This window comes from Nocardioides sp. HB32, assembly GCF_054058995.1.
This window is the reverse complement of record NZ_JBSSBS010000001.1, coordinates 1,539,217-1,565,529: the sequence shown is the minus strand read 5'-3', so window position 1 is coordinate 1,565,529 and position 26,313 is coordinate 1,539,217. Positions and strand designations below refer to the sequence as shown.

General features: G+C 72.6%; 32 protein-coding genes. 14 read left to right on the top strand and 18 right to left on the bottom strand.

Going from position 1 to position 26,313, the window contains the following annotated elements; translation table 11 throughout:
* Positions 1-27 precede the first annotated feature (27 nt).
* On the top strand, positions 28-981 hold the full coding sequence (locus tag ACVW2K_RS07905) for an alkaline phosphatase family protein (protein WP_457202123.1): 954 nt from the start codon (positions 28-30) through the stop codon (positions 979-981).
* A gap of 10 nt (positions 982-991) precedes the next feature.
* Here the strand turns inward: ACVW2K_RS07905 and ACVW2K_RS07900 are convergent, their stop codons facing one another.
* Complete coding sequence (locus ACVW2K_RS07900) at positions 992-1,426, bottom strand: hypothetical protein (RefSeq protein ID WP_028639192.1); 435 nt, start codon at positions 1,424-1,426, stop codon at positions 992-994.
* Between the two features lie 63 nt (positions 1,427-1,489).
* Here ACVW2K_RS07900 and ACVW2K_RS07895 point away from each other — a divergent pair, with 63 nt between their 5' ends.
* Positions 1,490-2,077: a class I SAM-dependent methyltransferase gene (locus tag ACVW2K_RS07895; protein WP_457202122.1), complete on the top strand. Its 588-nt coding sequence runs from the start codon at positions 1,490-1,492 to the stop codon at positions 2,075-2,077.
* Here ACVW2K_RS07895 and ACVW2K_RS07890 read toward each other — a convergent pair.
* Both ACVW2K_RS07890 and mca read right to left on the bottom strand, forming a co-directional pair.
* Positions 2,061-2,318 (bottom strand): hypothetical protein, encoded by a 258-nt coding sequence (locus tag ACVW2K_RS07890; RefSeq protein ID WP_028639194.1) that lies wholly within the window; start codon positions 2,316-2,318, stop codon positions 2,061-2,063. The two genes, ACVW2K_RS07895 and ACVW2K_RS07890, sit on opposite strands and share 17 nt — an antisense overlap.
* A gap of 12 nt (positions 2,319-2,330) precedes the next feature.
* A complete protein-coding gene (mca, locus tag ACVW2K_RS07885) occupies positions 2,331-3,182 on the bottom strand; it encodes a mycothiol conjugate amidase Mca (protein ID WP_457204052.1) in 852 nt (283 codons plus the stop codon).
* A 65-nt stretch (positions 3,183-3,247) separates the two neighbouring features.
* Here mca and ACVW2K_RS07880 point away from each other — a divergent pair, with 65 nt between their 5' ends.
* Both ACVW2K_RS07880 and greA read left to right on the top strand, forming a co-directional pair.
* Positions 3,248-3,646 carry a DUF4307 domain-containing protein gene (locus tag ACVW2K_RS07880; protein ID WP_457202121.1) on the top strand — a complete coding sequence of 133 codons (399 nt, stop codon included), beginning with the start codon at positions 3,248-3,250 and terminating at the stop codon, positions 3,644-3,646.
* Between the two features lie 179 nt (positions 3,647-3,825).
* On the top strand, positions 3,826-4,329 hold the full coding sequence (gene greA / locus ACVW2K_RS07875; protein ID WP_028639197.1) for a transcription elongation factor GreA: 504 nt from the start codon (positions 3,826-3,828) through the stop codon (positions 4,327-4,329).
* A 110-nt stretch (positions 4,330-4,439) separates the two neighbouring features.
* Here the strand turns inward: greA and ilvA are convergent, their stop codons facing one another.
* Genes ilvA through ACVW2K_RS07855 form a run of 4 tightly spaced genes read right to left on the bottom strand, consistent with a single transcriptional unit; the run spans position 4,440 to position 9,463 of the window.
* Positions 4,440-5,654 carry a threonine ammonia-lyase gene (gene ilvA / locus ACVW2K_RS07870; protein WP_028639198.1) on the bottom strand — a complete coding sequence of 405 codons (1,215 nt, stop codon included), beginning with the start codon at positions 5,652-5,654 and terminating at the stop codon, positions 4,440-4,442.
* Positions 5,647-6,972, bottom strand: a complete 1,326-nt coding sequence (locus ACVW2K_RS07865) for an AI-2E family transporter (protein WP_028639199.1) — start codon at positions 6,970-6,972, stop codon at positions 5,647-5,649. The genes ilvA and ACVW2K_RS07865 overlap by 8 nt, the downstream gene beginning before the upstream one ends.
* A gap of 9 nt (positions 6,973-6,981) precedes the next feature.
* Positions 6,982-8,307: a glutamate mutase L gene (locus ACVW2K_RS07860; protein WP_457202120.1), complete on the bottom strand. Its 1,326-nt coding sequence runs from the start codon at positions 8,305-8,307 to the stop codon at positions 6,982-6,984.
* The gene (locus tag ACVW2K_RS07855) at positions 8,300-9,463 is read right to left on the bottom strand and encodes a cystathionine gamma-synthase (protein WP_457202119.1); all 1,164 of its coding nucleotides are present in this window, start codon (positions 9,461-9,463) and stop codon (positions 8,300-8,302) included. Before ACVW2K_RS07855 ends, ACVW2K_RS07860 begins: the two co-directional genes overlap by 8 nt.
* Before the next feature lie 119 nt (positions 9,464-9,582).
* Between ACVW2K_RS07855 and ACVW2K_RS07850 the strand changes: the two genes are divergently transcribed.
* Positions 9,583-9,816: a hypothetical protein gene (locus ACVW2K_RS07850; protein WP_457202118.1), complete on the top strand. Its 234-nt coding sequence runs from the start codon at positions 9,583-9,585 to the stop codon at positions 9,814-9,816.
* A gap of 68 nt (positions 9,817-9,884) precedes the next feature.
* A complete protein-coding gene (gene msrA, locus ACVW2K_RS07845; protein WP_457202117.1) occupies positions 9,885-10,529 on the top strand; it encodes a peptide-methionine (S)-S-oxide reductase MsrA in 645 nt (214 codons plus the stop codon).
* 187 nt (positions 10,530-10,716) lie between these two features.
* Here the strand turns inward: msrA and ACVW2K_RS07840 are convergent, their stop codons facing one another.
* Complete coding sequence (locus tag ACVW2K_RS07840) at positions 10,717-11,166, bottom strand: hypothetical protein (RefSeq protein WP_028639203.1); 450 nt, start codon at positions 11,164-11,166, stop codon at positions 10,717-10,719.
* Positions 11,167-11,669: 503 nt separating this feature from the next.
* Here ACVW2K_RS07840 and ACVW2K_RS07835 point away from each other — a divergent pair.
* The 4 genes from ACVW2K_RS07835 (at position 11,670) to ACVW2K_RS07820 (ending at position 13,760) form a co-directional block, all read left to right on the top strand.
* Positions 11,670-12,422 carry a ZIP family metal transporter gene (locus ACVW2K_RS07835; protein ID WP_457202116.1) on the top strand — a complete coding sequence of 251 codons (753 nt, stop codon included), beginning with the start codon at positions 11,670-11,672 and terminating at the stop codon, positions 12,420-12,422.
* Between the two features lie 30 nt (positions 12,423-12,452).
* Positions 12,453-12,773, top strand: a complete 321-nt coding sequence (locus ACVW2K_RS07830) for a MarR family transcriptional regulator (protein WP_457202115.1) — start codon at positions 12,453-12,455, stop codon at positions 12,771-12,773.
* A gap of 38 nt (positions 12,774-12,811) precedes the next feature.
* Positions 12,812-13,171 carry a YciI family protein gene (locus ACVW2K_RS07825; protein WP_028639205.1) on the top strand — a complete coding sequence of 120 codons (360 nt, stop codon included), beginning with the start codon at positions 12,812-12,814 and terminating at the stop codon, positions 13,169-13,171.
* Between the two features lie 127 nt (positions 13,172-13,298).
* On the top strand, positions 13,299-13,760 hold the full coding sequence (locus ACVW2K_RS07820) for an STAS domain-containing protein (RefSeq protein WP_081790664.1): 462 nt from the start codon (positions 13,299-13,301) through the stop codon (positions 13,758-13,760).
* A gap of 414 nt (positions 13,761-14,174) precedes the next feature.
* Here ACVW2K_RS07820 and ACVW2K_RS07815 read toward each other — a convergent pair whose 3' ends face one another.
* Positions 14,175-16,013 (bottom strand): CheR family methyltransferase, encoded by a 1,839-nt coding sequence (locus ACVW2K_RS07815; RefSeq protein WP_028639207.1) that lies wholly within the window; start codon positions 16,011-16,013, stop codon positions 14,175-14,177.
* 13 nt (positions 16,014-16,026) lie between these two features.
* Positions 16,027-17,058 (bottom strand): chemotaxis protein CheB, encoded by a 1,032-nt coding sequence (locus tag ACVW2K_RS07810; RefSeq protein ID WP_457202114.1) that lies wholly within the window; start codon positions 17,056-17,058, stop codon positions 16,027-16,029.
* A 111-nt stretch (positions 17,059-17,169) separates the two neighbouring features.
* Between ACVW2K_RS07810 and ACVW2K_RS07805 the strand changes: the two genes are divergently transcribed.
* Positions 17,170-18,429: an ANTAR domain-containing protein gene (locus ACVW2K_RS07805; RefSeq protein WP_197025434.1), complete on the top strand. Its 1,260-nt coding sequence runs from the start codon at positions 17,170-17,172 to the stop codon at positions 18,427-18,429.
* 8 nt (positions 18,430-18,437) lie between these two features.
* Here the strand turns inward: ACVW2K_RS07805 and ACVW2K_RS07800 are convergent, their stop codons facing one another.
* Positions 18,438-18,779 (bottom strand): hypothetical protein, encoded by a 342-nt coding sequence (locus ACVW2K_RS07800; protein WP_051549559.1) that lies wholly within the window; start codon positions 18,777-18,779, stop codon positions 18,438-18,440.
* 95 nt (positions 18,780-18,874) lie between these two features.
* On the opposite strand from ACVW2K_RS07800, the gene ACVW2K_RS07795 reads away from it, so the two are divergent.
* Complete coding sequence (locus tag ACVW2K_RS07795; protein WP_457202113.1) at positions 18,875-20,242, top strand: ABC1 kinase family protein; 1,368 nt, start codon at positions 18,875-18,877, stop codon at positions 20,240-20,242.
* Here ACVW2K_RS07795 and ACVW2K_RS07790 read toward each other — a convergent pair.
* Positions 20,205-21,359, bottom strand: a complete 1,155-nt coding sequence (locus ACVW2K_RS07790; protein WP_457202112.1) for an MFS transporter — start codon at positions 21,357-21,359, stop codon at positions 20,205-20,207. The genes ACVW2K_RS07795 and ACVW2K_RS07790 overlap by 38 nt on opposite strands.
* Positions 21,360-21,412: 53 nt before the next feature.
* On the opposite strand from ACVW2K_RS07790, the gene ACVW2K_RS07785 reads away from it, so the two are divergent.
* Positions 21,413-22,240, top strand: a complete 828-nt coding sequence (locus ACVW2K_RS07785; protein WP_457202111.1) for a winged helix-turn-helix transcriptional regulator — start codon at positions 21,413-21,415, stop codon at positions 22,238-22,240.
* Between the two features lie 52 nt (positions 22,241-22,292).
* The gene (locus ACVW2K_RS07780; protein WP_028639211.1) at positions 22,293-22,679 is read left to right on the top strand and encodes a VOC family protein; all 387 of its coding nucleotides are present in this window, start codon (positions 22,293-22,295) and stop codon (positions 22,677-22,679) included.
* Here ACVW2K_RS07780 and ACVW2K_RS07775 read toward each other — a convergent pair.
* From ACVW2K_RS07775 to ACVW2K_RS07750, 6 genes are read right to left on the bottom strand one after another with little or no spacing between them, the layout of a single operon-like run.
* On the bottom strand, positions 22,676-23,146 hold the full coding sequence (locus ACVW2K_RS07775) for a GNAT family N-acetyltransferase (RefSeq protein ID WP_231496307.1): 471 nt from the start codon (positions 23,144-23,146) through the stop codon (positions 22,676-22,678). The genes ACVW2K_RS07780 and ACVW2K_RS07775 overlap by 4 nt on opposite strands.
* Positions 23,147-23,178: 32 nt before the next feature.
* Positions 23,179-23,691, bottom strand: coding sequence for a DinB family protein (locus tag ACVW2K_RS07770; protein WP_457202110.1), 513 nt, complete (start codon positions 23,689-23,691; stop codon positions 23,179-23,181).
* Complete coding sequence (locus ACVW2K_RS07765) at positions 23,688-24,425, bottom strand: VOC family protein (RefSeq protein WP_028639214.1); 738 nt, start codon at positions 24,423-24,425, stop codon at positions 23,688-23,690. Before ACVW2K_RS07765 ends, ACVW2K_RS07770 begins: the two co-directional genes overlap by 4 nt.
* The gene (locus ACVW2K_RS07760; RefSeq protein WP_457202109.1) at positions 24,422-24,736 is read right to left on the bottom strand and encodes a pyridoxamine 5'-phosphate oxidase; all 315 of its coding nucleotides are present in this window, start codon (positions 24,734-24,736) and stop codon (positions 24,422-24,424) included. Before ACVW2K_RS07760 ends, ACVW2K_RS07765 begins: the two co-directional genes overlap by 4 nt.
* A complete protein-coding gene (locus ACVW2K_RS07755) occupies positions 24,733-25,365 on the bottom strand; it encodes a YigZ family protein (RefSeq protein ID WP_197025435.1) in 633 nt (210 codons plus the stop codon). Before ACVW2K_RS07755 ends, ACVW2K_RS07760 begins: the two co-directional genes overlap by 4 nt.
* Positions 25,362-26,144, bottom strand: a complete 783-nt coding sequence (locus tag ACVW2K_RS07750; RefSeq protein WP_457202108.1) for a sulfite exporter TauE/SafE family protein — start codon at positions 26,142-26,144, stop codon at positions 25,362-25,364. The genes ACVW2K_RS07755 and ACVW2K_RS07750 overlap by 4 nt, the downstream gene beginning before the upstream one ends.
* Between the last annotated feature and the right edge of the window lie 169 nt (positions 26,145-26,313).

Below are 26,313 nucleotides of genomic sequence, written 5' to 3'. Positions count from 1 at the left end.
CCCTCGGTCCCGGTTACCCTCGGTCGCATGCGACGACCAGCAGATGCTCGGACACGTCGGTGGACCGCGCTGGCCACACGACTGGTGCCGGTCCTGATCGCGCTGGCCGCGGCCGCCGCGCTGGACGACTGCGCGTCGGCGACCACGACCGACGCGGCTCCGGCCGCCCCCACCACCGCCCGGGCCGCCGGCCGGGACGCGCCCGCAGCCACGTCCGTCACCAAGCTCCTGGTCTTCGTGGTCGAGAACCACTCCCTCCACCAGATGCGGGCGGGCATGCCCTGGCTGAGCGACCTGGCGGACCAGTACGGCTACGCCACGCGGTACGGCGCCATCACGCACCCCTCGCTGCCGAACTACCTCGCGATCGCCGGCGGTGACACCTTCGGCATCGCCGACGACAGCCGGCCGGCCGACCACCCGATCCGCAGGCCGAGCGTCTTCGGCCGCGCCGTGCGCGCCGGGAGCACCGCCACGACGTACGCCGAGGGCATGACGTCGAGGTGCCAGCAGGCTGACGGCGGGGAGTACGCCGTCCGGCACAACCCGTGGGCGTACTTCCGCTCCGAGCGCCGGCTCTGCCGCCAGCACGACGTCCCGCTGCGCGCGCTGCAAGGCGACATCGACGCCGGGACCCTGCCCCAGGTCGGCCTGGTCGTGCCCGACGTGTGCAACGACGCGCACGACTGCACGCTGGCGACCGCGGACGTGTGGCTGCAGCGGCACGTCGGCCGGGTGCTCGACGGCCCCGACTTCACCTCCGGGCGGCTCGCGGTCGTGGTCACCGCCGACGAGGACGACCGGCACCACGGCAACCGGGTGCTCACGGTCGTCGCCCATCCCAGCCTGGACGGCGTGATCGTCGGTCGCGCCCTCACCCACTACGCCCTGTCGCGCTCCTATGCCGAGGTGGCTGGAGTCGACCCGGTCGGCCACGCGGCCGACGCCCGCTCGCTGCTGCGGGTGTTCGGGCTGGAGTAGGCCGGCGGGCTCAGCCGGCCGCGGGAGCCCTCCCGATCCTGACCAGGACCCACCCCAGCAGCATCAGCACGACGCCCATGACGGACACGAACGCCGCCACCCCGAACGCCACGACCGAGGTGAACAGGCTCGCCTGGAGGAACGACGCCGTCATCACCGTGTCGCGGTTCGGGTCGTCCTGGGGCAGCTCCGCGTAGGTCTTGCCGCCGCCGATCTCGAGCGCGTGCTTGTTGATGATGTCTGCCTGCGCGTAGGCCGTGAACGGGCCCTTCACGTCCTTGCCGGCGAAGTGCGCAGCGTCGTCCGACACGGTGATGTGCTGGTCGGCGAGCGTCGAGGAGACGGTGGCGTAGGTCACGACACCGGCGACCAGGAACACGACGCCCAGGACGGCGATGATGATCCCGACGACGCGGATGCCGCGGTTCGCAGAGGTGGTGGCCATGCGGTCACGCAACCATCGCTCCGGCGTCGACGGGTCACCCGGAATGCGTGATTGACTCGGTCCGTGGACGCACACGCGTGGGACGAGAGGTACGCCGCCAGCGACCTGGTCTGGTCGGCGGAGCCAAACGTCTTCGTGGCGTCCGAGCTGGCCGACCTCGAGCCCGGCCGGGCCCTGGACCTGGCGGCCGGCGAGGGCCGGAACGCGATCTGGCTGGCCCGCCGGGGCTGGGAGGTCACCGCCGCCGACTTCTCCCAGGTCGCGCTCGACAAGGGCCGGCGGCTCGCCGGCGAGACCCCGGTGCGCTGGGTCCGCGCGGACGCGACCCGGTGGGACGAGCCCGCGGCGTACGACCTCGCCGTCGTGGCCTACCTCCAGCTCGCGGCGCCCGAGCGCCGGGCCGCGCTGCGGGCGGCGTACGACTCGTTGGTCGAGGGCGGCACGCTGCTGCTGGTCGCGCACGACTCCTCGAACCTCGACGAGGGCACCGGCGGCCCGCAGGATCCGCGGGTGCTGATGACGGCCGCGGACGTGCTCGAGGACCTCGACGACCTGCCCTTCGACGTGCTGCACGCGGGCCGGGTCGGCCGGAGCGTCGGCGACCTGACGGCCTGGGACTGCCTGGTCCGGCTGGTCAGGCGCCCGGGGTAGGCGGCTGCTCGCTCGGTTGGTCCACGGGGAGCTCGACGGGCTTCTTCTTGTCCGAGGGGTCGTAGAGCCCGGCGTCCTCGGCGGCCTGTGCCTTGCGCAGCTGCTTGACCAGGCTGAACCCGAGGAACGCGACCGCGAGGATCAGGCCGATGAAGATCGCGAACGCGAGCCAACCGGCCTTCACGTCCTCGTCCTTCGGCACCTCGTCGGCGAAGGAGACCACGAGCGTCAGGAACTGCATGCGACCAGTGTGTCAGGCGGGGTCGTGGATGCCGGCGAAGAGGTCGTCCTCGGGCAACGGGCTGGTGACCTTGCTCTCCACGAGCTCGAAGTCCTCGGTCGGCCAGACCCGCTCCTGGAGCTCCCGCGGGATCGCGAACCAGAAGCCGTCCGGGTCGATCTGGGTCGCGTGCGCCAGCAGTGCCTGGTCGCGCACGCCGAAGTAGTCGGCGCACGGCACCCGGGTGGTGATCCGGGCGTCCCACTCCGGCTCCTCCTTCCACTCCTTGAGCCGCTCGGCCCACGGCGACTCGAGACCGTGCTCGAGCATCGCGTCGTGGATCGCCTGCATCCGGGGGCGGTTGAACGAGTGGTGGTAGTAGAGCTTGAGGACCTGCCACGCCGGGCCGAGCTCGGGGTGCCAGTCCGGGTCGGCGGCCGCCTCGAACGCGAAGACGCTGATCTCGTGGCACTTGATGTGGTCCGGGTGCGGGTAGCCGCCGCGCTCGTCGTACGTCGTCATCACGTGCGGCCGGAACTGCCGGATCAGCCGCACCAGCGGTGCGGCCGCCTCGTCCAGCGGGATCAGCGCGAAGCAGCCCTCGGGCAGCGGCGGCTTCGGGTCGCCCTCCGGCCAGCCGGAGTCGACCCAGCCCAGCCAGTCCTGCCGGATGCCGAGGATGTCGCGGGCGCGCTCCATCTCCTGGCGGCGGATCTCGGTGATGTTCGCCAGGACGTCCGGGCGGTCCATCTTGGGGTTGAGGATCGAGCCGCGCTCGCCGCCGGTGCAGGTGGCGACGTGCACGTCGACCCCCTGCGCGACGTACATGGCGGTGCTCGCCGCACCCTTGCTCGACTCGTCGTCGGGGTGGGCGTGCACGTGCATGAGGCGGAGGCCGGCGCGGGAGGGGTGCTGCTTCACCCGGACATCCTAGGTGGGACCATTTCGCGGTGACCTCGACCGACCTCGACGACCGCTACGGCGCGCCGTCCGCCTGGCGCACCCGGGCGCTGCTCGGCGTTGTCGTCGTGGTGGTCGCGGCGTTCCTCGGCTGGCTCGGCTGGACGATCTGGTCGCAGTCGACGCCCCAGGTCACCTCCGACCTGCTCGGCTGGCACGTCACGGACGAGCACGCCGCGACCGCGACCGTGCAGGTCCGGCTGACCGACGAGGACGTGCGAGCGACCTGCACGCTGCGGGCGTACGCCGAGGACCACTCGGTCGTCGGCGAGCTCAGCTTCACCCCCGACGCGAGCGGCCGCACCGACCAGACGGTCCGGACCGAGCGCGAGGCGACGTCGGTCGAGCTGGTCGGCTGCACCGCGCCGGGCCAGAACCGACCGCGCTGACCGATCTGCGTCCCGGCGGCACCTGTGGTTAGACTTGTCGATCCGACTGTCCCGCAGGGCCGTCCCGAAACCGGCCCCGCGCACTGACGCACACCCGTTTCGGACGGTGCCGCGCTGGGCACCACCCGACGACCGGCGGACGGATCCGTCGCACCTCGAAGCAATGCAGGAGTAACCCCATGACGCAGTCGACCGAGCAGGGCACGATCTGGCTCACCCAGGAGGCCCACGACAAGCTGACGGCGGAGCTGGAGCACCTCAAGGGCCCCGCCCGCCAGGAGGTCATCGCCCGGATCAGCGCCGCTCGCGACGAGGGCGACCTCAAGGAGAACGGCGGCTACCACGCCGCCCGCGAGGAGCAGGGGAAGCTCGAAGGCCGGGTCCGCCAGCTCGAGGACATGTTGCGGCGCGCCGAGGTCGGCGAGACCCCGCCGGACGACGGCATCGTCGAGCCGGGCATGAAGGTCACCTACAAGTTCGTCGGCGACGCTGACGACGAGGCCGAGACCTTCCTGCTCGGTGCCCGGGAGATCGAGCCCGAGGGCCTCACCGTGTACTCCCCCGAGTCGCCGCTGGGCGCGGCCATCAACGGCCGCAGCAAGGGCGACACCGTGAGCTACCTGGCGCCGAACGGCAAGGAGCTCAAGGTCGTCATCCTCGACGCGGTGCCGTACACCGGCTGACCCACCGCCGAGTCGGCGCAGTCTCAGCCGACCCACCGCCGAGTCGGCGCAGTCTCACCCGACCCACCGCCGAGTCGGCGCAGTCTCAGCTGAGACTGCGCCGACTCGCGCTACTCGTAGACCCGGTAGCCGCGCTCGCGGAGCCGGGCCAGCAGCTGCTGGGTGTGCGGCTCGCCGCGGGTCTCCAGCTGGAGCTGCACCTCCACCTCGTGGAGGTGCAGCGACGGGGAGATCCGCTCGTGGACGACCTCGAGCACGTTGGCGCCGACGGCCGAGATGTCGCCGAGCAGCTGCGCGAGGCCGCCGGGCAGGTCGGGGATGCAGACGCGGAGGTTCAGGTAGCGACCGGCCGCGGCCATGCCGTGGGTGATCACCTTGCCGAGCAGCAGCGGGTCGATGTTGCCGCCCGAGAGCACCGCGACGGCCGGCGTCTCGAACGCGTCGGGGCGCTCGAGGATCGCGGCCACGGCAGCGGCTCCGGCCGGCTCGACCAGCATCTTCGCTCGCTCGAGCACGGCGAGGACGGCCCGCGAGAGCGACTCCTCCGAGACCGTGACGACCTCGTCGACGTGGTCGCGGACCGCCGCGAACGTGATCTGGCCCGGCAGCCCGACCGCGATCCCGTCGGCCATCGTGCTCATCGACGCCAGGGGCACCGGGCAGCCCGCCGCCAGGGACGCGGGGTACGCCGCCGCCTCGGCCGCCTGCACGCCGACGACCCGGATGTCCGGGCGCAGCGCCTTGACCGCGATCGCGATGCCGCCGAGCAGCCCGCCGCCGCCGAGCGACACGAGCACCGTCCGGACGTCGGGGGCCTGCTCGAGGATCTCCAGCCCGCAGGTGCCCTGGCCGGCCACGATGTCGACGTGGTCGAAGGGGTGGATCAGCACCGCGCCGGTGCGCTCGGCGAACGCCTTCGCCTCCACCATCGCGTCCTCCAGGTAGCGGCCGTGGAACGACACCTCGGCGCCGTACCCGCGGGTGGCCTTCTCCTTCGGGATCGGAGCACCCTCGGGCATGAAGATGGTGGCGCGGATGCCGAGCATCTGGGCGGCCAGCGCGACGCCCTGCGCGTGGTTGCCCGCGGACGCCGCGACGACCCCGTGCGCGCGCTCCTCCGGTGAGAGCCGGGAGATCCGCACGTAGGCGCCGCGCGCCTTGAACGAGCCGGTGCGCTGGAGGTTCTCGCACTTGAGCTGCACCGGCCCGCCGGCGAGCTGGGAGAGCCAGCGCGACTCCTCCATCGGTGTCTCGATCGCCACCCCCCGGAGCAGCTCGCGGGCGGCCTCGATCTCGGCCAGCCCGACGGTCTCCACGTCAGTCATCGTCACCCTCCTCGGGAGCCTCGACGGTCGCACCGGTCTCGACGTAGTCCTCCTCCAGCTCCTCGACAGGATCGTCCCCCGGCTCGGTGTTCGCCGCCAGGTGCTGCACGACGGCGTTCAGCGCCGCGGCCAGGGGCACGGCGACCAGCGCGCCCGCGATGCCGGCCACGATCACGCCGCAGCCGATCGCCACGATCACGCCGAGCGGGTGCAGCGAGACCCAGCGGCCCATGAGGAAGGGCTGGAGCACGTGCGCCTCGAGCTGCTGGACGCCGATCACCACGGCGAGCATCAGCAGCGCGGTGAACGGCCCCTGCGCGACCAGGGCGACCAGGACCGCGATGGTGCCGGCGACGGTGGCACCGACCAGCGGCACGAACGCGCCGAGGAACACCAGCACGCCGATCGCCAGGACGAACGGCACGCCGAGGATCGCCGCGCCGATCATGATCCCGATCGCGTCGACGGCGGCCACGATGACCGTGGCTCGCACGAACTGGGTCAGCGAGATCCAGGCCACCCGGCCCGAGCTGTCGACGTGCGGACGAGCCGCGCGGGGGGCGATGCGGACCGCCCATGCCCAGATCCGCTCGCCGTCGGCGAGGAAGAAGTACGTCGAGAACAGCACGATGAAGAGGCCGGCGAAGACGTGGCCGACCGCGGTGCCGACCTCGGTGACGTTCCCGAGGTCGACGTGCGTGCCGGCGTTCTTGAGGGCGTCCTGGGCGCGCTGGATGTAGTCGTTGATCTGCGAGTCGCTCGCGTGCAGCGGACCGGTCTTGAGCCAGTTCTTGATCTCCTCGAGGCCGGCCGACGCCTGGTCGGCGAGGTCCTGCGCCCCGGTCGCGACCTGCTGGCCGGCGAAGGTCAGCAGCGCCGCGACGAACGCGAGGCCGAGGATGACCACCAGCAGCGCGGCCACCCCGCGGGGCAGGCCGACGCGGTGCAGGCCGTCGACGACGGGGACCGCCAGCGCGGAGATGAGCAGGGCGACCGCGACCGGGATCGCCACCACCGCGAAGAACGCGACCAGCCAGAGGATGACGTACGCCGCGGCCGCGATGACCAGGAACCGCCACGCCCACGAGGCGGCGAGGTCGATGCCCCACGGCACCTGCGCCCGCTCCGAGCGGGCGACCACGATCGGGACCGGCGCCGGCATGCGCTCGTCGCGCCGGGTCGCCCACTGGTGCGCCAGCCGCGCGGCGATGCCCTCGCTGGACTCGTCCGAGGCGGGTCGCGGCCGCAGATGGATGATCGGGAGCCGACGCCTGGTCTCGGGGGTGCCCTCGGAGGGGTCGTCAGCGCCGTTGCTCACCGCGACAGGCTATCCGGCGTCCGGCCGGATGAGCGTCATGGCCAGCCGGTACGCCGCATCGGGGTGGGCGTCCGCGAGCAGTCCGACGGCGGCCAGCACGTACGCGGTGTCGACGACGACGCGCGGCGACCGGGGCAGCTGCCAGCCGCCGCCGACCTCGCCGGTGCTGCCGGCCAGCACCCGGTCGGCGACACCCGGCCGGCCGTTGCGCAGGACGCCGCCGGAGCCGACCAGCAGGTCGACCTCGCGGAGATCCTTGCCGGTGCGCTCGACGACCCGGCCGTCGGGTCCGACCACGACCTTCGCGCGGCCGGCGTGGCGGCGCAGCGCGGTGCCGACCGCGGCCCGGGCGATCGCCTCGTCGGCGTCCCGCTCGTCGTCGGTGTCCGGCAGGAAGCCGGGGTCGTCGTGCCGGCGGGCGGCGGCCTCCGCGAGCTCGGGCAGGTCGGCGACGGTCGTGACCGCGGACCAGCGCATCCCGAGGTCGCCCTCCACCGTGCGGGTCACCCGGGTGGTCGCGACCACCTCGCGGCCCACCGAGTCAGGGTCGACGTCGACCACCGAGTGCACGTCGGTGGTCGCGCCGCCGACGTCGACGACCACCACGTCGCCGGCGCCGCGGGCGAGCAGCTCGACACCGGTGAGGACGACGTCCGGGGTGGCGCCGCGGACCATGGCGGTGAAGTCGGCTCGCGTGCTGAGGTGCTTGCCGCCGATGACGTGCGCCAGGAACATCTCGCGGATCGCGGCCCGGGCCGACTCGGGTGCGAGCACGCCGATGCGCGGCACGACGTTGTCGGCCAGCACGTGCGGGTTGCCGGCCAGGATCGCCGCGACGTCCTCCTGCGCCGCCACGTTGCCGGCGACGACGACCGGTCCGTGCCAGGTCGTCGCGAGCTCGCGGGCGGCCGCGAGGAGCACCTCGCTGTTGCCGCCGTCGGTGCCGCCGGTCAGCAGCACGACGTCGGGGTCGCCGAGGTCGCTCAGGCCCCCGCCGGCCATCGCGACGACGCTGACGACCTTGCCCCCGCTGGACAGCGCGACCCGGCGGCCGGCCTCGGCGGTCACGAGCTCCTCGTTGCCGACGACGGCGATCCGGAGCCCGCCGCCGGCGCTGGAGCAGGCCAGCACCTCGGCGGTCGCGGCGCGCGGATCCTGCTCGGTGAGCACGGCCAGGCAGGCGTCGTACCCGTCGAGCACGTCGCCGGCCCCTCCCGGTGTGGGGAGCGTGGTCGGGTGGCCGGCCTGCGCCGTGATGCGGCCCCGGTCGAGGTCGACGAGCACCGCCTTCGTGAACGTCGACCCGAAGTCGACGCAGACCGCGACGTCAGTCAAGCGCGCGCTCGAGGTCGGCGATCAGGTCCTCCGCACTCTCGATGCCGACGCTGAGGCGGACCAGGTCGCCGGGCACCTCGAGGTCGGTGCCGGCGACGCTGGCGTGGGTCATCCGGCCGGGGTGCTCGATCAGCGACTCCACGCCGCCGAGCGACTCGCCGAGCGTGAAGACCTCGGTGCGCTCGCACACCTGGAGGGCGTGCTGCTCACCGTCGGTGACGCGGAAGGACACCATCCCGCCGTACCGCTTCATCTGGCGCTGGGCGACCTCGTGGCCGGGGTGCGTCTCAAGGCCGGGGTAGATCACGTCGCCGACCTTGGGGTGGGCGGTGAGGAAGTCCACGACCTTCTCGGCGTTGTCGCAGTGCCGGTCCATCCGCACGGCCAGGGTCCTCAGGCCGCGCAGGGTCAGCCAGGAGTCGAACGGGCCGGCCACCGCGCCCATCGCGTTCTGGTGGAAGGCGACCTTCTCGGCGAGCTCGAGGTCCTTGACGACCAGCGCGCCGCCGACGACGTCGGAGTGGCCGCCGCAGTACTTCGTGGTCGAGTGCACCACCACGTCCGCGCCGAGGGTCAGCGGCTGCTGGAGGTACGGCGAGGCGAAGGTGTTGTCGACGACCAGCAGGGCGCCCGCCGCGTGGGCGAGGTTCGCGAGCGCGGCGATGTCGCCGATGTTGAGCAGCGGGTTGGTCGGGGTCTCGACCCAGACCAGCTTCGTCCGGCCCGGCTGGATCGCGGCGGCGACCTTCTCGACGTCGGAGACGGGCGCCGGGCTGTGCTCGAGGCCCCAGACCTGCTCGACCTTGTCGAAGAGCCGGAACGTGCCGCCGTACGCGTCGTCCGGGATCACCACGTGGTCGCCCGGCTTGCAGAGGCTGCGGACCAGGGTGTCCTCCGCGGCCAGGCCGGACGCGAACGCGAAGCCCCGCTCGCCCTCCTCCAGCGCCGCGATGTTGCCCTCGAGCGCGGTGCGGGTGGGGTTCGCCGAGCGGCTGTACTCGTAGCCGCCGCGCAGCCCGCCCACCCCGTCCTGCTTGTAGGTGCTGGTCGCGTAGATCGGCGGGATGACCGCCCCCGTCGCCGCGTCCGGCTCGTACCCCGCGTGGATCGCACGGGTCTCGAAGCCTGACTTGTTCCGGTGCTGCTGCTCGCTCATGCGGTCGAGGCTAGCGGGGGCGGGTTTCTCCGGCTGACCGGGGAAACCCGCGCGACACGCCGGGCCACAACGGCGTGTCGGTCGGGTTTCGCACGACAACCCCGGGGAAATCGACCGAGGTGAGTGACCGCGCCTGCACCGCCTGCCGCTCCGTCGCGCTCGAGGCAGGGTTCCTCGAGGACATGGGCGAGAGCTCCCAGGGCTACTCGCGCTGGATCGCGGGTCCTCTGGAGCGGGGGCTGTTCGGCGGCGCCAAGCGGATGGGCAGGAAGAGGTACCCGGTCGAGGCGCTGCGGTGCACGGTCTGCGGGCACCTCGAGCTGTACGTCGGCAAGCCCGACCGGGAGGCCTGAGCCGGGAACGCCACGGGCTCCGCCGGTGTTACAGACTGTGCAACATCACTCCGAGAGAAGGAGACCCCGTGTTCCTCACCCGCAAGGCCCAGATGGTCGCCCCGGAGCAGACGCTCCCGGGCCGCGACGAGCGCCGCTTCGCGCTCACCGACAAGCACCTCGTGCTCGGCACGCCGCTCGTCACCGACGAGGTGCCCGAGGGCTACGAGGTCGCGCTGTTCGGCCTGGGCTGCTTCTGGGGTGCCGAGGAGATCTACTGGCAGGTCCCCGGCGTCTGGTCGACCTCCGTCGGGTACGCCGGCGGCACGACCCCGCACCCGACGTACGAGGAGGTCTGCAGTGGCGCCACGAACCACACCGAGGCGGTGCGGATCGTGTTCGACCCCCAGCAGGTCTCCTACGCCGACCTCGTCAAGACGTTCTTCGAGGTCCACGACCCGACCCAGGGCTACCGCCAGGGCAATGACGTCGGCACCCAGTACCGCTCCGCGATCTACTACACGACGCCCGAGCAGGAGCAGGTCGCCCGCGAGCTGACCAAGGTCTACGGCGACGAGCTCACGCGCCGGCGCCTCGGTGACATCACCACCGAGATCCGGCCGGCCGCCGACACGCCGTACTTCTACGCGGAGGACCACCACCAGCAGTACCTGGCGAAGAACCCGTTCGGGTACCGCTGCCACGCCAACACCGGCGTGAAGTTCCCCGCCTGACCCCGACGCCTGACTTCAACGACGGGCCCCGTGTCGAACGACGCGGGGCCCGTCGTCGTCTCCTACCCGCCTGTCGGCTCGCGCCTGGAACTTCGAACGCCCGGACAGCGGCCATGTCCGGGTGGGTTGTGCTCGGGGGAATGGTCCATGGCCGCGCAGCGGTCGCCCTCGCGGTCGCTGCCGCGCCTCAGGAAGAAGGCAAGGCGTCGGCGAGGGCCGGCCTGGTCCAGCTCCCGTTCACGAGGCGAAGAATGACCCAGGGCTGGAGCAGGACGACCGCCGCCAGACCCGCCACGCAAGCGCCGAGCCCCAACTGGTGGAGGGCCGTGAGGCCGTTCGCGTTCGTCACCTCCTGGATGCCGATGCTGGTCGTGAAGAACCCGAGCATCAGCGTGCCCAATGCTCCCGCGGCGAGCCGGGCGCCCCGGCGCGACGTCAACTTCGCCGTCACGCCTAGCGGCACCGCCGTGATCGAGAAGATGAGCATGATTCCGAGAGTGGCCTCGACACTGAACGCCGGGACCTGCTCGGTGGCCAGAGCCACCCCCCGCATCAGCAACCGGGCCATGCCCCCGTCGAGAACGCCGGCGACGACCGCCACAACAAGACCGAGACCGATCCGCATGGCCACGGTCATGTGGCACCTCCCTGGAGTCGAGTCACCACCGCAGAAATCGTCCCACCGGTCGCCCACGTGCGGGAATAGCACCCTTGGGCTGGGTTGCCGACCGCCCCGCTACTGTGCCGCGAACACCCAGCCGGCCGGGCACCGATGCGTCCGACCGTCGGCTGCCAGATGCGTGCGCTCCTCGTCCCGGTGCCGTCCGCGAGTTCTACGTGGGGAGAGCTACCAGCAGTACCTGGCAAAGCACGTAAATGGCTACCGCTGCCGCGCCAACACCGGCGTGAAGTTCCCCGCCTGACCTCAACGCCTGACCCCAACGCCTGACCTCAACGACGGGCCCCGTGTCGAACGACGCGGGGCCCGTTGCGTCGGTGCGAGTACGGCGAGGCCGACCGTCGAGGCGGCGTGCGCCTGGTCGAGCTTCGGCGACCTCCACCACCTGTCGCTGCGCATATATGCTCATGCGCAAACACGTTGGGACGGGCTGGCAGCCCCGGATCGGAAGGAGCGGGCCCGTGCCGATCTGGCTCCAGGCCGGCCTGTGGGGGTTGCTGGCGGGAGGCGCGCTGGTCGTGGGCGCACTGGTCGCCTGGTTCGTCCGCGTGCCGCGCCCGGTCGTGGCGTCGGTGATGTCCTTCGGCGCGGGCGTGCTCATCTCGGCGCTGGCCTTCGACCTCGTGGCGGAGGCCGAGTCGACCGGCGGGCTGACGGCCACCCTGATCGGCTTCCTCGGGGGCGCCTTGGTGTACGTCGTCGCCAACGTCGCGCTCGCGCGGCACGGCGCGCGGCACCGGAAGCGCTCGGAGGACCAGCAGCCCTCCGAGAGCGAGCAGGCAGGGAGCGGGACCGCGATCGCGATCGGCGCGCTGCTGGACGGAGTCCCGGAGTCCATCGTGCTGGGACTCACGCTCCTCACCGGTCAGGGCATCGGGATCCCGGTCCTGGCGGCGGTCTTCATCTCCAACCTGCCCGAGGGCCTCTCCAGTGCCGCGGGCATGAAGCGGGCCGACCGACGACCGCTCTACGTCTTCGGCGTGTGGGGCGGGATCGCCGTCCTGAGCGGCGCCGCCGGCGCGCTCGGGGTCCTGCTGCTGGCCGGTGCGTCACCGGCGCTGGTGGCCGTGATCACCGCCGTCGCCGCCGGGGCGATCCTCGCGATGGTCGCGGACACGATGATCCCCGAGGCGTTCGAGCAGACGCACCTCTACGCGGGGCTGGTGGCGACCGTCGGGTTCGCGCTGTCCTTCACCCTGGAGCACCTGGGCTGAGGGGCCGCCCAGCCACGCCGGCCCAAGCACGTGGCGTCCGGACCTCGACCAGGACGGAGGAATCTCACCGCGGCAGATTCCCAGGAGCTGGCAGACGCGTTCGTCACCGAGAGTCGCGCGCTGATCAGCGTCGCCGTGCGCCCGATCCTCGACGCTCCCGTCGATGTCACCGTCGCCCAGCACCGCGTGCTCGTCCTCCTCGCCGCGCGCGGCGACCTCACCGTCGGAGACATCGCCGGGGGTCTCGGGGTCAACCCCTCCAACGCCACCCGGTACTGCGACAGCCTGCAGCCGCGAAGTCCTCGGCCCGACGCTGTCGTACCGGGCGCCCCCCGTTCGTGGATAGGTTGAAGCGGGCGCCAGGTCCGCGGCCGAGACGAGGAGCAGACATGACGGAGTACCTCATCTACTTCAACCAGCAGTGGGTCGGCGACCACACCGAGGAGTGGTTCCGGGAGCGGGGTCCGCTCTCCCGGGCGGTGGTCGACGAGATCGAGGCCGCGGGCCAGCTCGTGTACGCCGGCGGGCTCGAAGAGGAGCTCGACGTGGCCTTCAGCGCCGACGCCACCAGCGGGACGCTGATCCTGACCGACGGGCCGTTCGTCGAGACCAAGGAGTTCCTCGGTGGCCTGACCATCGTGGACGTGCCGGACCTGGAGACCGCCCGGACGTGGGCCGGCAAGATCGCCGAGGGGTGCGGCTGGCCCCAGGAGGTCCGCCCGTTCAAGCCGTTCTCCCGCCGGGCCTGAGTGGTCGTCGGGGCACGACTTTCACCCGTTCGGGCGCATCGGCCGACGATGCGACGGGGGTAGCCTCGAAGACAGGTGCCGCCACTGAGACCAGGTGTATGCGCACCGTTCTCGGAAGCGACCTGTCATGGGAGCAACCTTCAGGGCGACGTACGTCGACCGAACGGCGTTCTTCAGCGTCCAGGGTGAGCTGGATCTCGCGGTCCGCGAGCAGCTGCGGTGGTGGCTGACCGATCTGACGGACATCGGCCTGGACGCGCTCCTCGTCGACGTCTCCGGCGTCACCTTCGTGGACTGCTCGTGCCTGCGGACCCTCGACGAGGCTCGGCGTCGACTGGAGCGCGGGCACGCACGGCTCGAGATCGTGGCGTCGTCCTACAGCTTCGGACTGGTGAGCGGCCTGGCGGGCTACGGATGGCCGGCGCCTCCTGTTCCCGCTCGGTCCGCCGCGTCCCCGCCGTCACACCGGGCGGTGCAGGATCGCCAGGATCACGTCGAAGGCGTCCGCCGCACTGATCGCGTCGACGTCGAGCGGGTAGCCGGCCGCGGCGGTCTCGACGGCGAGGCCGCGCACGGCGTCGCCCACTGACAGGCCGTGGTCGTCGACGAGCATCACGAACAGGTCCGTGATCGGTACCGGCCCGAGACAGGGAACCTCATCCTCCACGTCGACCTCCTGGGCCGCGGGCAGCGGGGGGAGCGCGGGCGGGGCGCCGAGGTCCGACAGTGGCGGCCGACGACCTCGGGCAACCCGCCGCGAGGCCTGCGACCTGGCGCGCGCAGCTCGGCTCCAGGCCCGCAGGGTGGTTGCGTGCTGGCGGAGCGACTCGCTCCTGAGCGCGATCTGTCCGCCGGTGCCGCTCGGGATGTCGATGGATGTCATTGGCGTGCCTCGCTGGGAGTTGGCTGACTGCCCGACCTCCTGGCGGTACCCAGGTGGCGACGGGCCATGAGCGCGACGACCGGTCCGGTGACCGGTCCGGTGACTGGTGCGGTGACTGGTCTAGTCGACCGCATCCATGACGTCCATCGCCAGCATCGCCGCCGGCGCCAGCTGCCCGTGGTCGCGGATGCGCGTGAGCGTCACCTGGACCTGCAGGGATCGGCCCCGCCGGTTGACGGCGTCGAGCACGAGCTGTGCGGGTTCGGTCTCCTCGTCGTTCAGCTGGACCCGGATCGGCTGTCGCAGCTGCTCCACCGGTAGCCCGATGTCGAGGTTCATCAGGTGCGCGCCCACGGCCTCGTCGCTCCGGACCCCCCACAGGTCCTCCGCCCGGGTGTTCCATGCCAGGACCTGCATGTCACTGTCCACGACGGCGACCCCGGAGTTCATGCTGCCGAGCACGGCCCTCATGAACCGGTTCAGGCGCTCCACCTCGTCCTGGCCGTCGCGCAGCGCGTCGTTGGTGAACTGCAGCTCGTCGTTCATCGACTGGAGCTCCTCGTTCATGGTCTCGAGCTCCTCGTTGGTGCTCTGGAGCTCCTCGTTCGTGGTCTCCAGCTCCTCGACCGTGCTCTGCAGCTCCTCGTTGGTCGTCTCGAGCTCCTCGTTGGTGCTCTGCAGCTCCTCGTAGGCGACCTCCAGCTGCCGGTTCGCGTAGGTGAGCTCCTGCTGCAGCTTGCGGTACTGGGTGACGTCGTTGAAGATCACCGTCAGCCCGAGGTCGTTGCCCGCGTCGTCGGCCAGCGGGACGAACTGGATGTCCAGGGAGCTCGTCTCCCCCGGACCGCGCACCTGGTCGACGTCGCGGACCCAGACCGCTCGGCGCTCCTGCTGCGCCTGCTCCAGGTGCGCACGGAGCTCGACCGGACGGTAGGACACCTCCAGGTCCTGGATCGGCCGTCCCACGTCCCGGGCAGTCAGGCCGAACAGGTGCATCGCCCGGTTGTTGCTCAAAACCAGCCGACCCTCGGTGTCGAGGACGATCTGCGCGGCGGCCGACGACATCAGGGCGGCGTGCGCGAGCCCGACCTCCGCCCGCTCCTCGACCGCCGGGCCGGCGGCACCGGGCGTGGACAGCGAGCGGCGGTCACGCGGCTCGACCGGGATCTTCTTGAAGAAGCGGCGCTTCAGCTCGATCGGACGGAAGTACGCCGCGTGGGTCAGCAGCATCTCCGCCTTGCCGAGGAACAGCACCCCGTCGGGGCGGAGCGCGAAGTGCATCCGGTTCAGGACCTGCGCCTGGGTCTCGGCGTTGAAGTACATCAGGGTGTTGCGGCAGGTCAGCACGTCGACGTGCGAGATCGGAGCATCCTGGACCAGATCGTTGCGGCCGAAGATGACCGACCTCCGGAGCTCCTTGCGGAACGCGAAGAGGTCGCCGGCGGGCTCGAAGTACTTCTCCCGGTGCCCCGCGGGCAGCGCCTCCAGCTCGCGCGCGGGGTACATCGCCTGGCGCGCCTGGGCGAGCGCCTCCTCGTCCACGTCGGTCGCGTAGATCTTGACCCGCTCGCGGAACTCCTCGATGCCCAGGAGCTCGGCGAGGACCATGGCGAGGGTGTACGCCTCCTGGCCGGACGCACAGCCCGCGCTCCACGCGCGGATCGGCTGGTTCTCGCGGCGGTGCAGCAGCGCCGGCAGCAGGTCGTCCTGGAGGTGGCGCCACGAGTCGGGGTCCCGGTAGAAGGCGGTGACGTTGATGAGGATCGTGTTGAACAGCTGGGTGAACTCGTCGGGGTGGAGGATCAGGTGGTCGAGGTACTCGTCGTACCCGGACAGTCCGACCGCCTCCATCCGCCGCTGGATCCGCCGAGCGAGGCTCGCCCGCTTGTAGCCCGTGAAGTCGAATCCGCGCTGCTCCTTGATGTGGCGGAGCAACGCCTCGAAGCCGGCATCGGTCATCCTCGGCCTCCCTTCACGCCTCGCGCTCCTCCTCGATCGCCCGACCGACGTCGGCGATCAGCTGACGCACCAGCTCGGCCGCACGCCGTGCGTCGTCGGCGCTCTCCGCGAAGCGCGCCGCGGTGCGGACCCGGCTGTCCCTCCGGGCCCGCTCGGCGAGGTCGGTGTTCAGCACGGCCTTCTCCTCCAGGCTGCGCAGCGCCATCCACAGCGCGCTCTCCATGGCCACGGTCTGCCGCGCCGCCAGGCTCTCGGGCGACCAGGCGTGGCCGACCCGGCACCGGTACCGGTGCAGCACCCCCTCGCTGATCTCGAAGAGCGCACCCGCGCAGTCGGGACACCCGAACCCGGACGGAGTGCCCGGCCGCTCGGCGTCGTGCAGCGCATCGGGATCCAGCTCCGCCATCTCGACCTCCATCTCCAGCGCGACCAGCACGCCCTCGCCCGCCGGCTCCGCCGGCAGCTCCTCGCACCAACGCACCAGCAGCCCCGCCATCGCAGCGACCGGCGACCGGACCGCGTCCGGCACCGCCCTCGCGGCGGATCGCGGCATGCTGTCGTAGAGGGCCTCGTCGAAGTCCTGGACCACGACCCGGCCGCCCCGCGACGCCACCGCCAAGGCTCCCGCGGCGCCGTCGTCGAGCGCCCCGGACAGGACGACGCCCACGACCCGGGGGCCGGCTGCGCGGGCAGCCGAGCGGAAGAGGACGTCGATCGCGGGGCGGTGTCCGCTCTCCGTGGGGCCACGCGTGAGTGCGACGGTCCCGTCGATCACCACGACATGGTGGTCCGGAGGGGCGACCAGCACCTCCCCTGCCCGGACCCGATCGCCGTCGGATGCCTGACGGACCGGGAGGGGGGCGACGCGCCGCAGGATCGACGGGAGCGCGCTCGCGGCGTCCGGCGGCATGTGCAGGACGATCAGGACGCAGGCAGGGAGGTCCGACGGAAGGGTGGCGACCAGGTCACGCAGCGCCTCCACGCCTCCCGCCGAGGCACCCACGACGACGAGTGCGGGCGGGGAGGGCATCCCGGGCGTCGTCATGGGAACACTCTCGCGTACCGCCTCGCGCCTGTCACCGACGTGCGCGACAATGGACCGGTACCCGGGGTGAAGCAGACGCCCCTCACGGGTGCTCGAGCTGGAATGTCCGAGATGGAATCACTCTCCTCATCATCGCCCGACGAGCTGGCCTACCTGCGCGGGCTCGGGGACCAGCTGCGCCAGCTGGAGTCGCGGCTGGACCGCGCCCGCTCGTCCTCCGATCCGGAGCTCGTCGCCGACCTGGAGACCGCCTACGAGGAACTCCGGGTCGCCGACGAGGAGGTGCGTACCCAGCAGGAGACGATCGCCCGCCTGGTGCGGTCGACCCAGGACCTCCGGCTGCGGCAGGAGCAGGCGCTGGCCACGCTGCCGGTGCCCATCCTGGTCACCGACATGCACGGCGTCATCCGGTCGGCCAGCGCCGCGGCCGCCCAGCTCGCCGGCGCGCCGTTGGCGCGACTGCTCGGCAAGCCGGTGTTCGCCCTCATCGCCCTGGACGACCGGCCGGCCCTGCGTCGGCTGGTCTCGGATCTCGGGCGAGGTGGCGCACCGATCCGGTACGCCGCCACCCTCGTGCCGCGCACGGGCGAGCCGGTCGGCGTCGAGCTGATCGCCTCTGCCCAGGTGCCGGGCGCGGGCACGGAGGAGATCAGCTGGCTGCTCCTGCAGCCGGGCCCGCGGTCGGACCGGCTCGACGGGTCGTTGACCGGGGCGCTGACCGAGCTGGCCCTGCTGCCCTGGCGGGGCGGGGACCGCGCCCGCGTGCTGTCCGCCGCGGCGGACATCTGCGCCCGGCTCACCGCGGCCGAGGTCACGATCGCGCTCGGCCCACCGGCCGAGCCCGCTGCCGTCGCGTCCGCGTCGGCGGTCGCCCAGGAGTGCGACGGCGTCCAGGTGGCCGCCGGCACAGGTCCTGCCGTCACCGCCCACGAGGAGCGGGCAACGGTGACCAGCCCGTCGGTCGGCGACGACGACCGGTGGCCGGCACTCCATGGTCTGTGGCCGAGCTCCGCGCCGGCGGCCACGGTGACGTCGATCGAGACGGGTGGGAAGGTGCTCGGGACGCTCGCGGCCTACGGGCACCCGGAGCCCGGCGTCCCGGTGGAGATGCTCGAGGTGCTTGCCGTCGCCCTCGGGGGCGTGCTGCACGAGGTGGAGCTGGTCGAGGAAGTGGAACGACTGGAGCTCGACATGCAGCAGGCGTTGAGCTCGCGCGCGGTGATCGACCAGGCGAAGGGCGTGCTGATGGCCGCCCGCGGCATGGACGCCGACCAGGCGTGGGCGCACCTGGTCGCGATCAGCAGCTCGGAGCAGCGCAAGGTCCGGGACGTGGCCCGGGACATCGTCGCCCGAGTCACCGGCACGTCGTGACCGCCGGGTCAGGCCTCATCGGCCTCGGCGGCGGACAGGTTGCGGACCGCGGCCTCGTCGTGCTCGACCGCCTTGGCCCGGTGGAGCTCCGCCGAGGACGCGTCGCCGAGGTCGTCGGCGCGGGTCGCGGCCCGGCGGTGGAGGAGGGCGGCCTGCCGATGAGCTGCGGCCGCACCTCTGTGCGCGTACGCGGCGCGCGCCCTGGCGTCCCTGGCGGCCCCCCGCGCGTGCTCCAGGCCGGCGCCGGTGGCGGGGCTGCCGGCCCGCAGCTCGGTGAGCCGCTGGTGGAGCGCAGCGAGTCGTGGCGAGACCGGGTCGTCCCATCGGTCCTGGGAACCTGCGCTGCCCATGGGACAGTCCTACACCCGGCCCGGCAGCAGGGCGGCGCCCGGCCGGTCGCCGGGCCCGACCACGGTCTCCTGGGTCGAGCCGTCACAATGGCTTCGTGACCGAGGAGCCCCGGAAGGCCCCACCCAGCACCGCCCTGCCCCGCAAGGCGGCAGCACGGACGGCGAAGCTGGCCGCGCTGCCACTGGGGTACGCCGGGCGCAGCGCCCTCGGGCTCGGCAAGCGGATCGGCGGCAAGCCCGCCGAGGCGGTGCTCTCGGAGATCCAGCAGCGCACCGCCGAGCAGCTGTTCCGCACGCTCGGGGAACTCAAGGGCGGGGCGATGAAGTTCGGCCAGATGCTGTCCGTGCTGGAGGCGGCGTTCCCGGAGGAGCTGGCCGGGCCGTACCGCGATCAGCTCACCCGGCTCCAGGACGCCGCTCCCCCGATGCCGACCCAGACCGTGCGCGAGATCCTCGAGCACGACCTCGGGCCGGACTGGAAGGAACGGCTGGTCTGGCTCGACGGCGGTCCCACCGCGGCCGCGTCGATCGGCCAGGTGCACCAGGGGCACTGGGCGGACGGCCGGGAGGTCGCGGTCAAGGTGCAGTACCCCGGCGCCGGCGAGGCGCTGATGTCGGACCTGCGCCAGCTCTCGCGGCTGGCGCGCACCGCGGCCCCGCTGGTGCCCGGCGTCGACCTGAAGCCGCTGGTCGCCGAGCTCCAGGCACGGGCGGCCGACGAGCTGGACTACCACCTCGAGGCGGAGGCGCAGCACACCTTCGCCGAGGCGTTCCGCGACGACCCGGACATGGTCGTGCCCGACGTGGTCGAGGTCGGCGACACCGTGCTGGTCACCGAGTGGCTCGAGAGCCCCGCGTCGATGGCGAGCGTCATCGCCGACGGCACCCACGAGGAGCGCAACCACTACGGCGAGCTGTTCGTGCGGTTCCTGTTCTCCGGCCCGGCCCGCACCGGGATGCTGCACGCCGACCCGCACCCCGGCAACTACCGGATCCTGCCCACCCCCGACGGCGCGCCCGGTCGCCTCGGCGTCCTCGACTTCGGGGCGGTCGCCCGCCTGCCGGAGCGCGGCCTGCCCGAGGCGATGGGCCGGCTGCTGCGCATCGCCGCGGACGAGGACGAGGCCGAGCTGGTCGAGGGGCTGCGCCGCGAGGGGTTCATCAAGGACCGGATCACGGTCGACCCCGCCCAGGTCCTCGACTACCTCGCGCCGTTCGTCGAGCCGACCAAGGTCGAGCGGTTCCGGTTCAGCCGGGCCTGGATGCGCACGCAGTTCGCGCGCGTCAACGACCCGCGCAGCCCGGCGTACACGGTCGGCATGAAGCTGAACCTGCCGCCGTCGTACCTGCTCATCCACCGGACCTGGCTCGCCGGCGTCGGGGTGCTGTGCCAGCTCGAGTGCGAGGCGCCGTTCCGGCAGATCCTCACGGAGTCGCTACCGGGCTTCGCCGAGCGGAGCTGAGCACGAGGCCGGCAGCGACGACGCAGAGCACGCCGCACAACGGCCACAGCGCTGCCGGGGCGACCGCGTAGACGATGCCGCCGACCGGCCCCGCGAGCAGCGAGCCGCTCGTGGACGCGCCCGTGTAGAGGCCCTGGTACTGCCCGACCAGGTGGTCCGGGGCCGCGTCCAGCACGTGCGCGGTCGCGGTGGTCTTGTAGAGGATCTCGCCCGCCGTCAGCACCACCATCGCGAGACCCGCGCTCAGCACGGAGACCGGCAGCCCGAACATCGCCGTGCCGACTCCGACCAGGGCGTAGCCCGCCGCGATGATCGGGTACGACGACCGCCGCCGGAGCGCGAGGGCGACCGGCACCTCCAGCACCAGGATCAGCCCGGACCCGAGCGCGATGAGGGTCGTGTAGAGCACGACCGGCTGGCCCTCGTCGCGCAGGTGCACCGGCAGCGTCGTGTACAGCTGCCGGTAGACCAGGTCGACGAGCACGACCCCGGTGAGGAGGGTCATCAGCGCGCGGTCGCCGCGCAGCGCCCCCCACAGCCCGGAGGGGCCGTCCACCGCACCGGCCGGCTCGTCGCGAGGCAGCACCGTGCGGACCGCGAGCGCGACCAGCGCCGTCAGCGCGCCGTCGAGGACGAACAGCGCCGGCCAGCTGTGCGCCACCACCAGCGCGCCGAGCGGCGGGCCGATGACGAAGCCGGCGTTCGACGCCGCCCTCCCGATCGCCACGGAGGTACGCCGGTCGCCGCGCGGAACCGCCAGGGCCACGAGTGCCCCCGTCGAGACGCCGGCCGTCGCGGACACGTAGGAGAAGGCCGGCAGCCCGAGGACCAGTGCCCAGACGGGCAGCCACGGCACGGACACCACGCCCAGCCCGGCGACGGTCGAGGCCGCGAGCAGCACCCGCCGGTGGCCATGCCGGTCACCCCAGCGGCCACCGGTGAAGTTGCCGAGCAATAGCCCGACCCCCGACGCGCCGGCGACCAGGCCCGCCCCGGCGACCGGCAGCTCGCGGGGGCCGGTGAGGTACAGCGTCAGGAACAGCATCAGGAACGCGCTCATCGAGCTCACGAACCGGCCCGCCGCCAGCGCCCACACCACCCGGGGCACGTTCCGCACGTCCGCCTCCTCACCGGTCAGTTTCTTTTCGAAACGCACTCTAGGATGTCGGCATGGCCGTGCGCATCCCGGACGACGACTGCGGGGTCGCGCACGCGCTCGGCGTCCTGGGTGACGCGTGGTCGGTGCTCGTGCTCCGCGACGTCGCCCGTGGCCGCGGCCGCTTCGAGCGGCTGCTCGCCGAGAGCGGCATCTCCCGCAAGGTCCTGGCGCAGCGGCTGGCGTCGCTCGTCGCGGCCGAGGTGCTGGCGAAGGAGCGCTACCAGGAGCGACCGGACCGGTTCGAGTACCACCTCACCGAGCGCGGCCACGCCCTCCTCCCCGTGCTCGCCGCACTCCAGGAGTGGGGCGACACCTGGGTCCTCGGCGACGGCACGACGACCGCGACAGCAGGCACCGACGGGGCCGAGGCGCACCGGGTGGCGGCGCTCACCGGCACCCGGGTCCCGCCGCTGCGGACCGACCCGGTGTCGGCGGCGGCGTACACGGTCGTCTACTGCTACCCCGGCACCGCACTGCCGGCCATCGACGCCGTACCGGGTGGGCCGGGCTGCTCGCTGGAGTCGTGCACCTACCGCGACCGGCTCGACGAGTTCGCAGGCCTGGGCGCCGCGGTCGTCGGCGTCAGCACCCAACGCCCCGAGGAGCAGGCGGCCTTCGCGTCGGCGAACGGCATCCCGTTCCCGCTGCTCTCCGACGCCGACCTGGAGCTCGCGACCGCCCTGCGGCTGCCGACGTTCCGACACTCGGGCGCCACCCGGCTCAAGCGGCTGACGCTGGTCGTGGACGCCGACCGGGTCGTGCGCGGGACGCTGTTCCCGATCCGCGACGTCACCGGCAGCGTCGAGGACGCGCTCGCCCTGGTGCGGTCGATGGGGTGACCGGCCCGTTGGTGCCATTGCCGACACGGCACGGCGGGCGCACGCTGGGGAGATGGCACTGACCGAGAGCGCCGTTGCGGTGATGCTCCCCACCCGGGACGCCGCGCGAGCACAGGAGTTCTACGAAGGCCGTCTCGGGCTCGCCTTCGACGGGACGAACGAAGCGAGCGGCGAGACGATGTTCGGTCTCGCCGGAGACAACAAGCTGGTGCTGCGGCTGCTGCCGGACGCCCAGCCCTCACCCAACACCGCGATGAGCTTCGAGGTGCACGACATCGCCGCCGAGATCGCCGCCCTGAAGTCGAAGGGCGTCGCGTTCGAGGACTACGACCAGCCCGGGTTCACGACCGTCGACCACGTCTTCGACGACGGCGGCATCAAGGCGGCGTGGTTCCTCGACCCCGACGGGAACGTCCTCTGCCTGCACCAGCCGGGCTAGAGGCGCAGGAACATCACGTGCAGGCCGACCCGGCCGTGCGCGCGGGAGTCGAACGCCTCGGGCACGGTGCCGACGACCTCGAAGCCCAGTGACTGCCACAGGCGTACGGCGGCGGTGTTGGTCTCCACCACGGCGTTGAACTGGATCGCGTGGAAGCCGGCCTCGCGGTGCCACTCCACGACGTACTCCCCCAGGGCGCGGCCGACGCCGCGGCCGCGGGCCAGCGGCGCGACCATGAACGAGCCGGTGCCGACATGACTGCCCCGGCCGGGCCGGTTCGGCCCCATCGTCGCGCTGCCGAGGACCGTCCCGGACTCCTCGAGGACCACGGTCTGCCCGGGTGGGCGCATGGTCCAGAGCTCGCGCGCCTGCCCGGACGTCAGGTCGAGCGGGTAGGCGTAAGACTCGCCGGCCTGCACGGTCTCGTCGAAGAACTCCCAGACCTGCGGCCAGTCGGCCTCGGTCATCGGCCGGATCGTCCCTGGGGCCATGCGCCGGGTCACTCGCCGGTCGTGCCGTCCACGGACTCGCGGATCAGGTCCGCGTGCCCGTTGTGGCGGGCGTACTCCTCGATCAGGTGCAGCAGGATCCAGCGCAGGCTGAACGGCTCGCCCGTACGCCGGGACGGCTTCGCGGACGGGTCGTCGAGCCCGGCGGCGGCCACGACCGCGTCGGAGTCGGCGACCATCGCGTCGTACAGCGCCCAGAGCTGCTCGGGAGTGTCGTCCTTCGCGCTGTGCCAGTCCCAGTCGTGGTCGGCGTCCCAGTCGACCGACGCCCAGGGCTCGCTCATCGGCTCGCCGAGAAACACTTCGCGGAACCAGCTGTTCTCGACCAGCGCCAGGTGCTTCACCATCCCGCCGAGCGTCATCCCCGAGGGCGGCAGCGCGGTGCCGAGCTGGCCTGCGTCGAGCCCGCCGGCCTTCTGGCGCAGGGTCTCGCGGTGGTAGTCGAGGTACGCCAGCAGCAGCGTCCGCTCGTCGCCCTGCGTCGGCGGGTCGACCCTGGTCATCGAGGCTTCCTCTCGGTGATGCAGTACGTCGTCCCGACCGGGTCGGTCAGCACCGTCCACTCGCCGTTCGCCGGCCCGACGGTCGCGCCGAGCGCGGCGTGCCGGTCGGTCTCGGCGGCGCGGTCGGTGCAGCTCAGGTCGAGGTGCGCACGCACCTCGGGCTCCTCGTCGTCGAGCAGCTGGACCAGCCACCGCAGCGGCTGCTCGTCCGGTGGGAGCAGTCGCGCGAACTCCCGGGAGACGTCGGGGTTCCAGTCCCAGCCGGTGAGCGCCTGCCAGAAGGCCACCTCCGCGTCGTACGCCGAGGGCGGTACGTCGAGGCAGACCTGGTCCACCTGCGACCGGCTGCCGTCCGGCCAGGTCGCCGCCGGTGGCCGCCGCGACGCCTGCGCGCGGACGAAGCAGAAGACGAAGCCCCCGGGCGAGCGGAGCACGACGTACCCGAGCTCGTGCCGCACCAGCACGTGCGCGCCGAGCTCGATGGCGGCCTCGGCGGCGACGGTCGGGTTCTCGACGTGGAGGTCGAGGTGGACCCGCCCGGGCCCGCCGCCGAGCGCCTGGACGCGCAGGTAGTCGTCACCCTCGGGAGGGACCAGCGTGGCGAACTCGCCGTCGACCCCGCGGCGGGGCGACAGCGCGTAGCCGGTGACGCCCTGCCAGAACGCCACCCCGCGGTCGAAGCCGCCGGGCGGGAGGTCGAGGAAGGCACTGACCCAGAACGGCGAGGTGCTCATGCGACCGGCCTGTGCAGGACGGCGCCGGTCGGGGTGACCCGGACGTCCTCACCCTCGGCCGTCGCGGTCCCGTCGACGAGCAGCGTCATGGCGTCGCCGTGCTCCGGCGGGAACAGCAGCGTGACGGTGGGGTTGAGCCCGACGTTCGCGACCGAGCCGCGGCCGGGCGTGGGGACCAGCACGGTGCCGTCGTCGGGCACCGCGCGCACCGAGACCGCCTTGACCGTGCCGTCCCGCGAGGTCAGCAGGTAGCCGCGGCCGAACTCCGCGAGCCGTTGCTCGAGGTCGGCGACCTCCACGGGGATGCTCATGGGTCGAGGCTATCGACCCAGCGCTCGCCCGCCACCCGCGTCTCCGCGGCGCCGGACGTCAGCTCGGCGACGACCGCCGCGAGCCGCTCCTCCTGGCCGGGCGGTACGCCGAGGCGCAGCGTGACGCGTGCGCCGTACGCGCTGTCGAGGACCGCGATCCCGCGCGAGCGCAGCTCGCTCTCGACCCGGCCGGCGTCGGCGTGGCCGAGGTCGAGCAGGTGCTCGCGCACCAGCGAGCGGCGCAGGGTGCCCGCGGGCACGAGGGCCGCGCGGACCGCGTCGCCGTACGCCCGGACGAGCCCACCGGCGCCGAGGAGGGTGCCCCCGAACCAGCGGGTGACGACCGCGACCACGTCGCTGAGCTGCTGGCCCCGGAGCACCTCGAGCATCGGGGCCCCGGCCGTCCCGGCCGGCTCGCCGTCGTCGGAGGATCGCTCGAGGTCGCGGCCGGGACCCAGGACGAACGCGGAGCAGTGGTGGCGGGCGTCCCAGTGCTCGCGGCGCAGCCGTTCGACGACCGCGCGGGCGGCGGGCTCGTCGCCGACCCGCTCGAGCGTGCAGAGGAACCGCGAGCGCTTGACCTCGATCTCGGCCTCCGCGGACCGCGCGATCGTCAGGTAGCTGCTCACGACCACAGCCCGAGGACCTCCCCGCCGATCCGCACGATGAACGCGGAGACGACGACGATGAAGAAGATCCGGACGAACCTGGTGCCGCGATTGACGGCGGTCCGGGCGCCGACGTACCCGCCGAGGACGTTGCATCCGCCCATCACCACCGCGACGTGCCAGACGACCGCTCCTTGCGGCGCGAAGACGAGGATCGCGGCGAGGTTGGTGGCCCAGTTCGCCAGCCTGGCCTTGGCCGAGGCCTCGAGGAAGCTGTAGCCCATCAGGCCGACCAGCGTGAAGACGAAGAAGCTGCCGGTGCCGGGGCCGAGCGCACCGTCGTAGAAGCCGATCGCGAGGCCGGTCGCCATCGCCGCGAGCAGGTGCCGGTGGCCCTGGAACCGCAGCGCGGTCAGCTCGCCGAGCTGCGGCTTGAGCAGGACGTAGGCCCCGACGACGACCAGCGCGACCAGCACGATCGGCTCGAACGCGTCCCGCGGGATCCGGCTGGCCACCGCGGCGCCGCAGGCGGAGCCGATGAACGCCAGCGCCATCAGGGGCAGGAACGTCCTCGGGTCCGGCCTGATCCGGCGGTAGTACGTCGAGGCGCTGACGGTCGTGCCGCAGATCGAGGAGACCTTGTTGGTGGCGAGGATCTGCACCGGTGCGGCGGTGGGCATCCCCAGCAGCAGCGCCGGCAGCTGGATCAGCCCGCCGCCACCGACGACGGCGTCGACGAAGCCCGCCGCGAGCGCTGCGAGTCCGAGCAGGGCCAGCACGGTCGCGGTGGGGTCGTCCATCCGCCCTCTGCTTTCGGTGGTCGGGGCTTTCGGTGGTCGGGCCTTTCGGTGGTCGGGTCGCGAGTCGGCGCCGCAGGCGCTGGCGAGCGTATCGAGACTCCAAGTCGGCTCCCAGCGGACCCCAAGTGCCCCGCGGCACGGTGCTCCCACCAAACTCCCGAACGGAAGA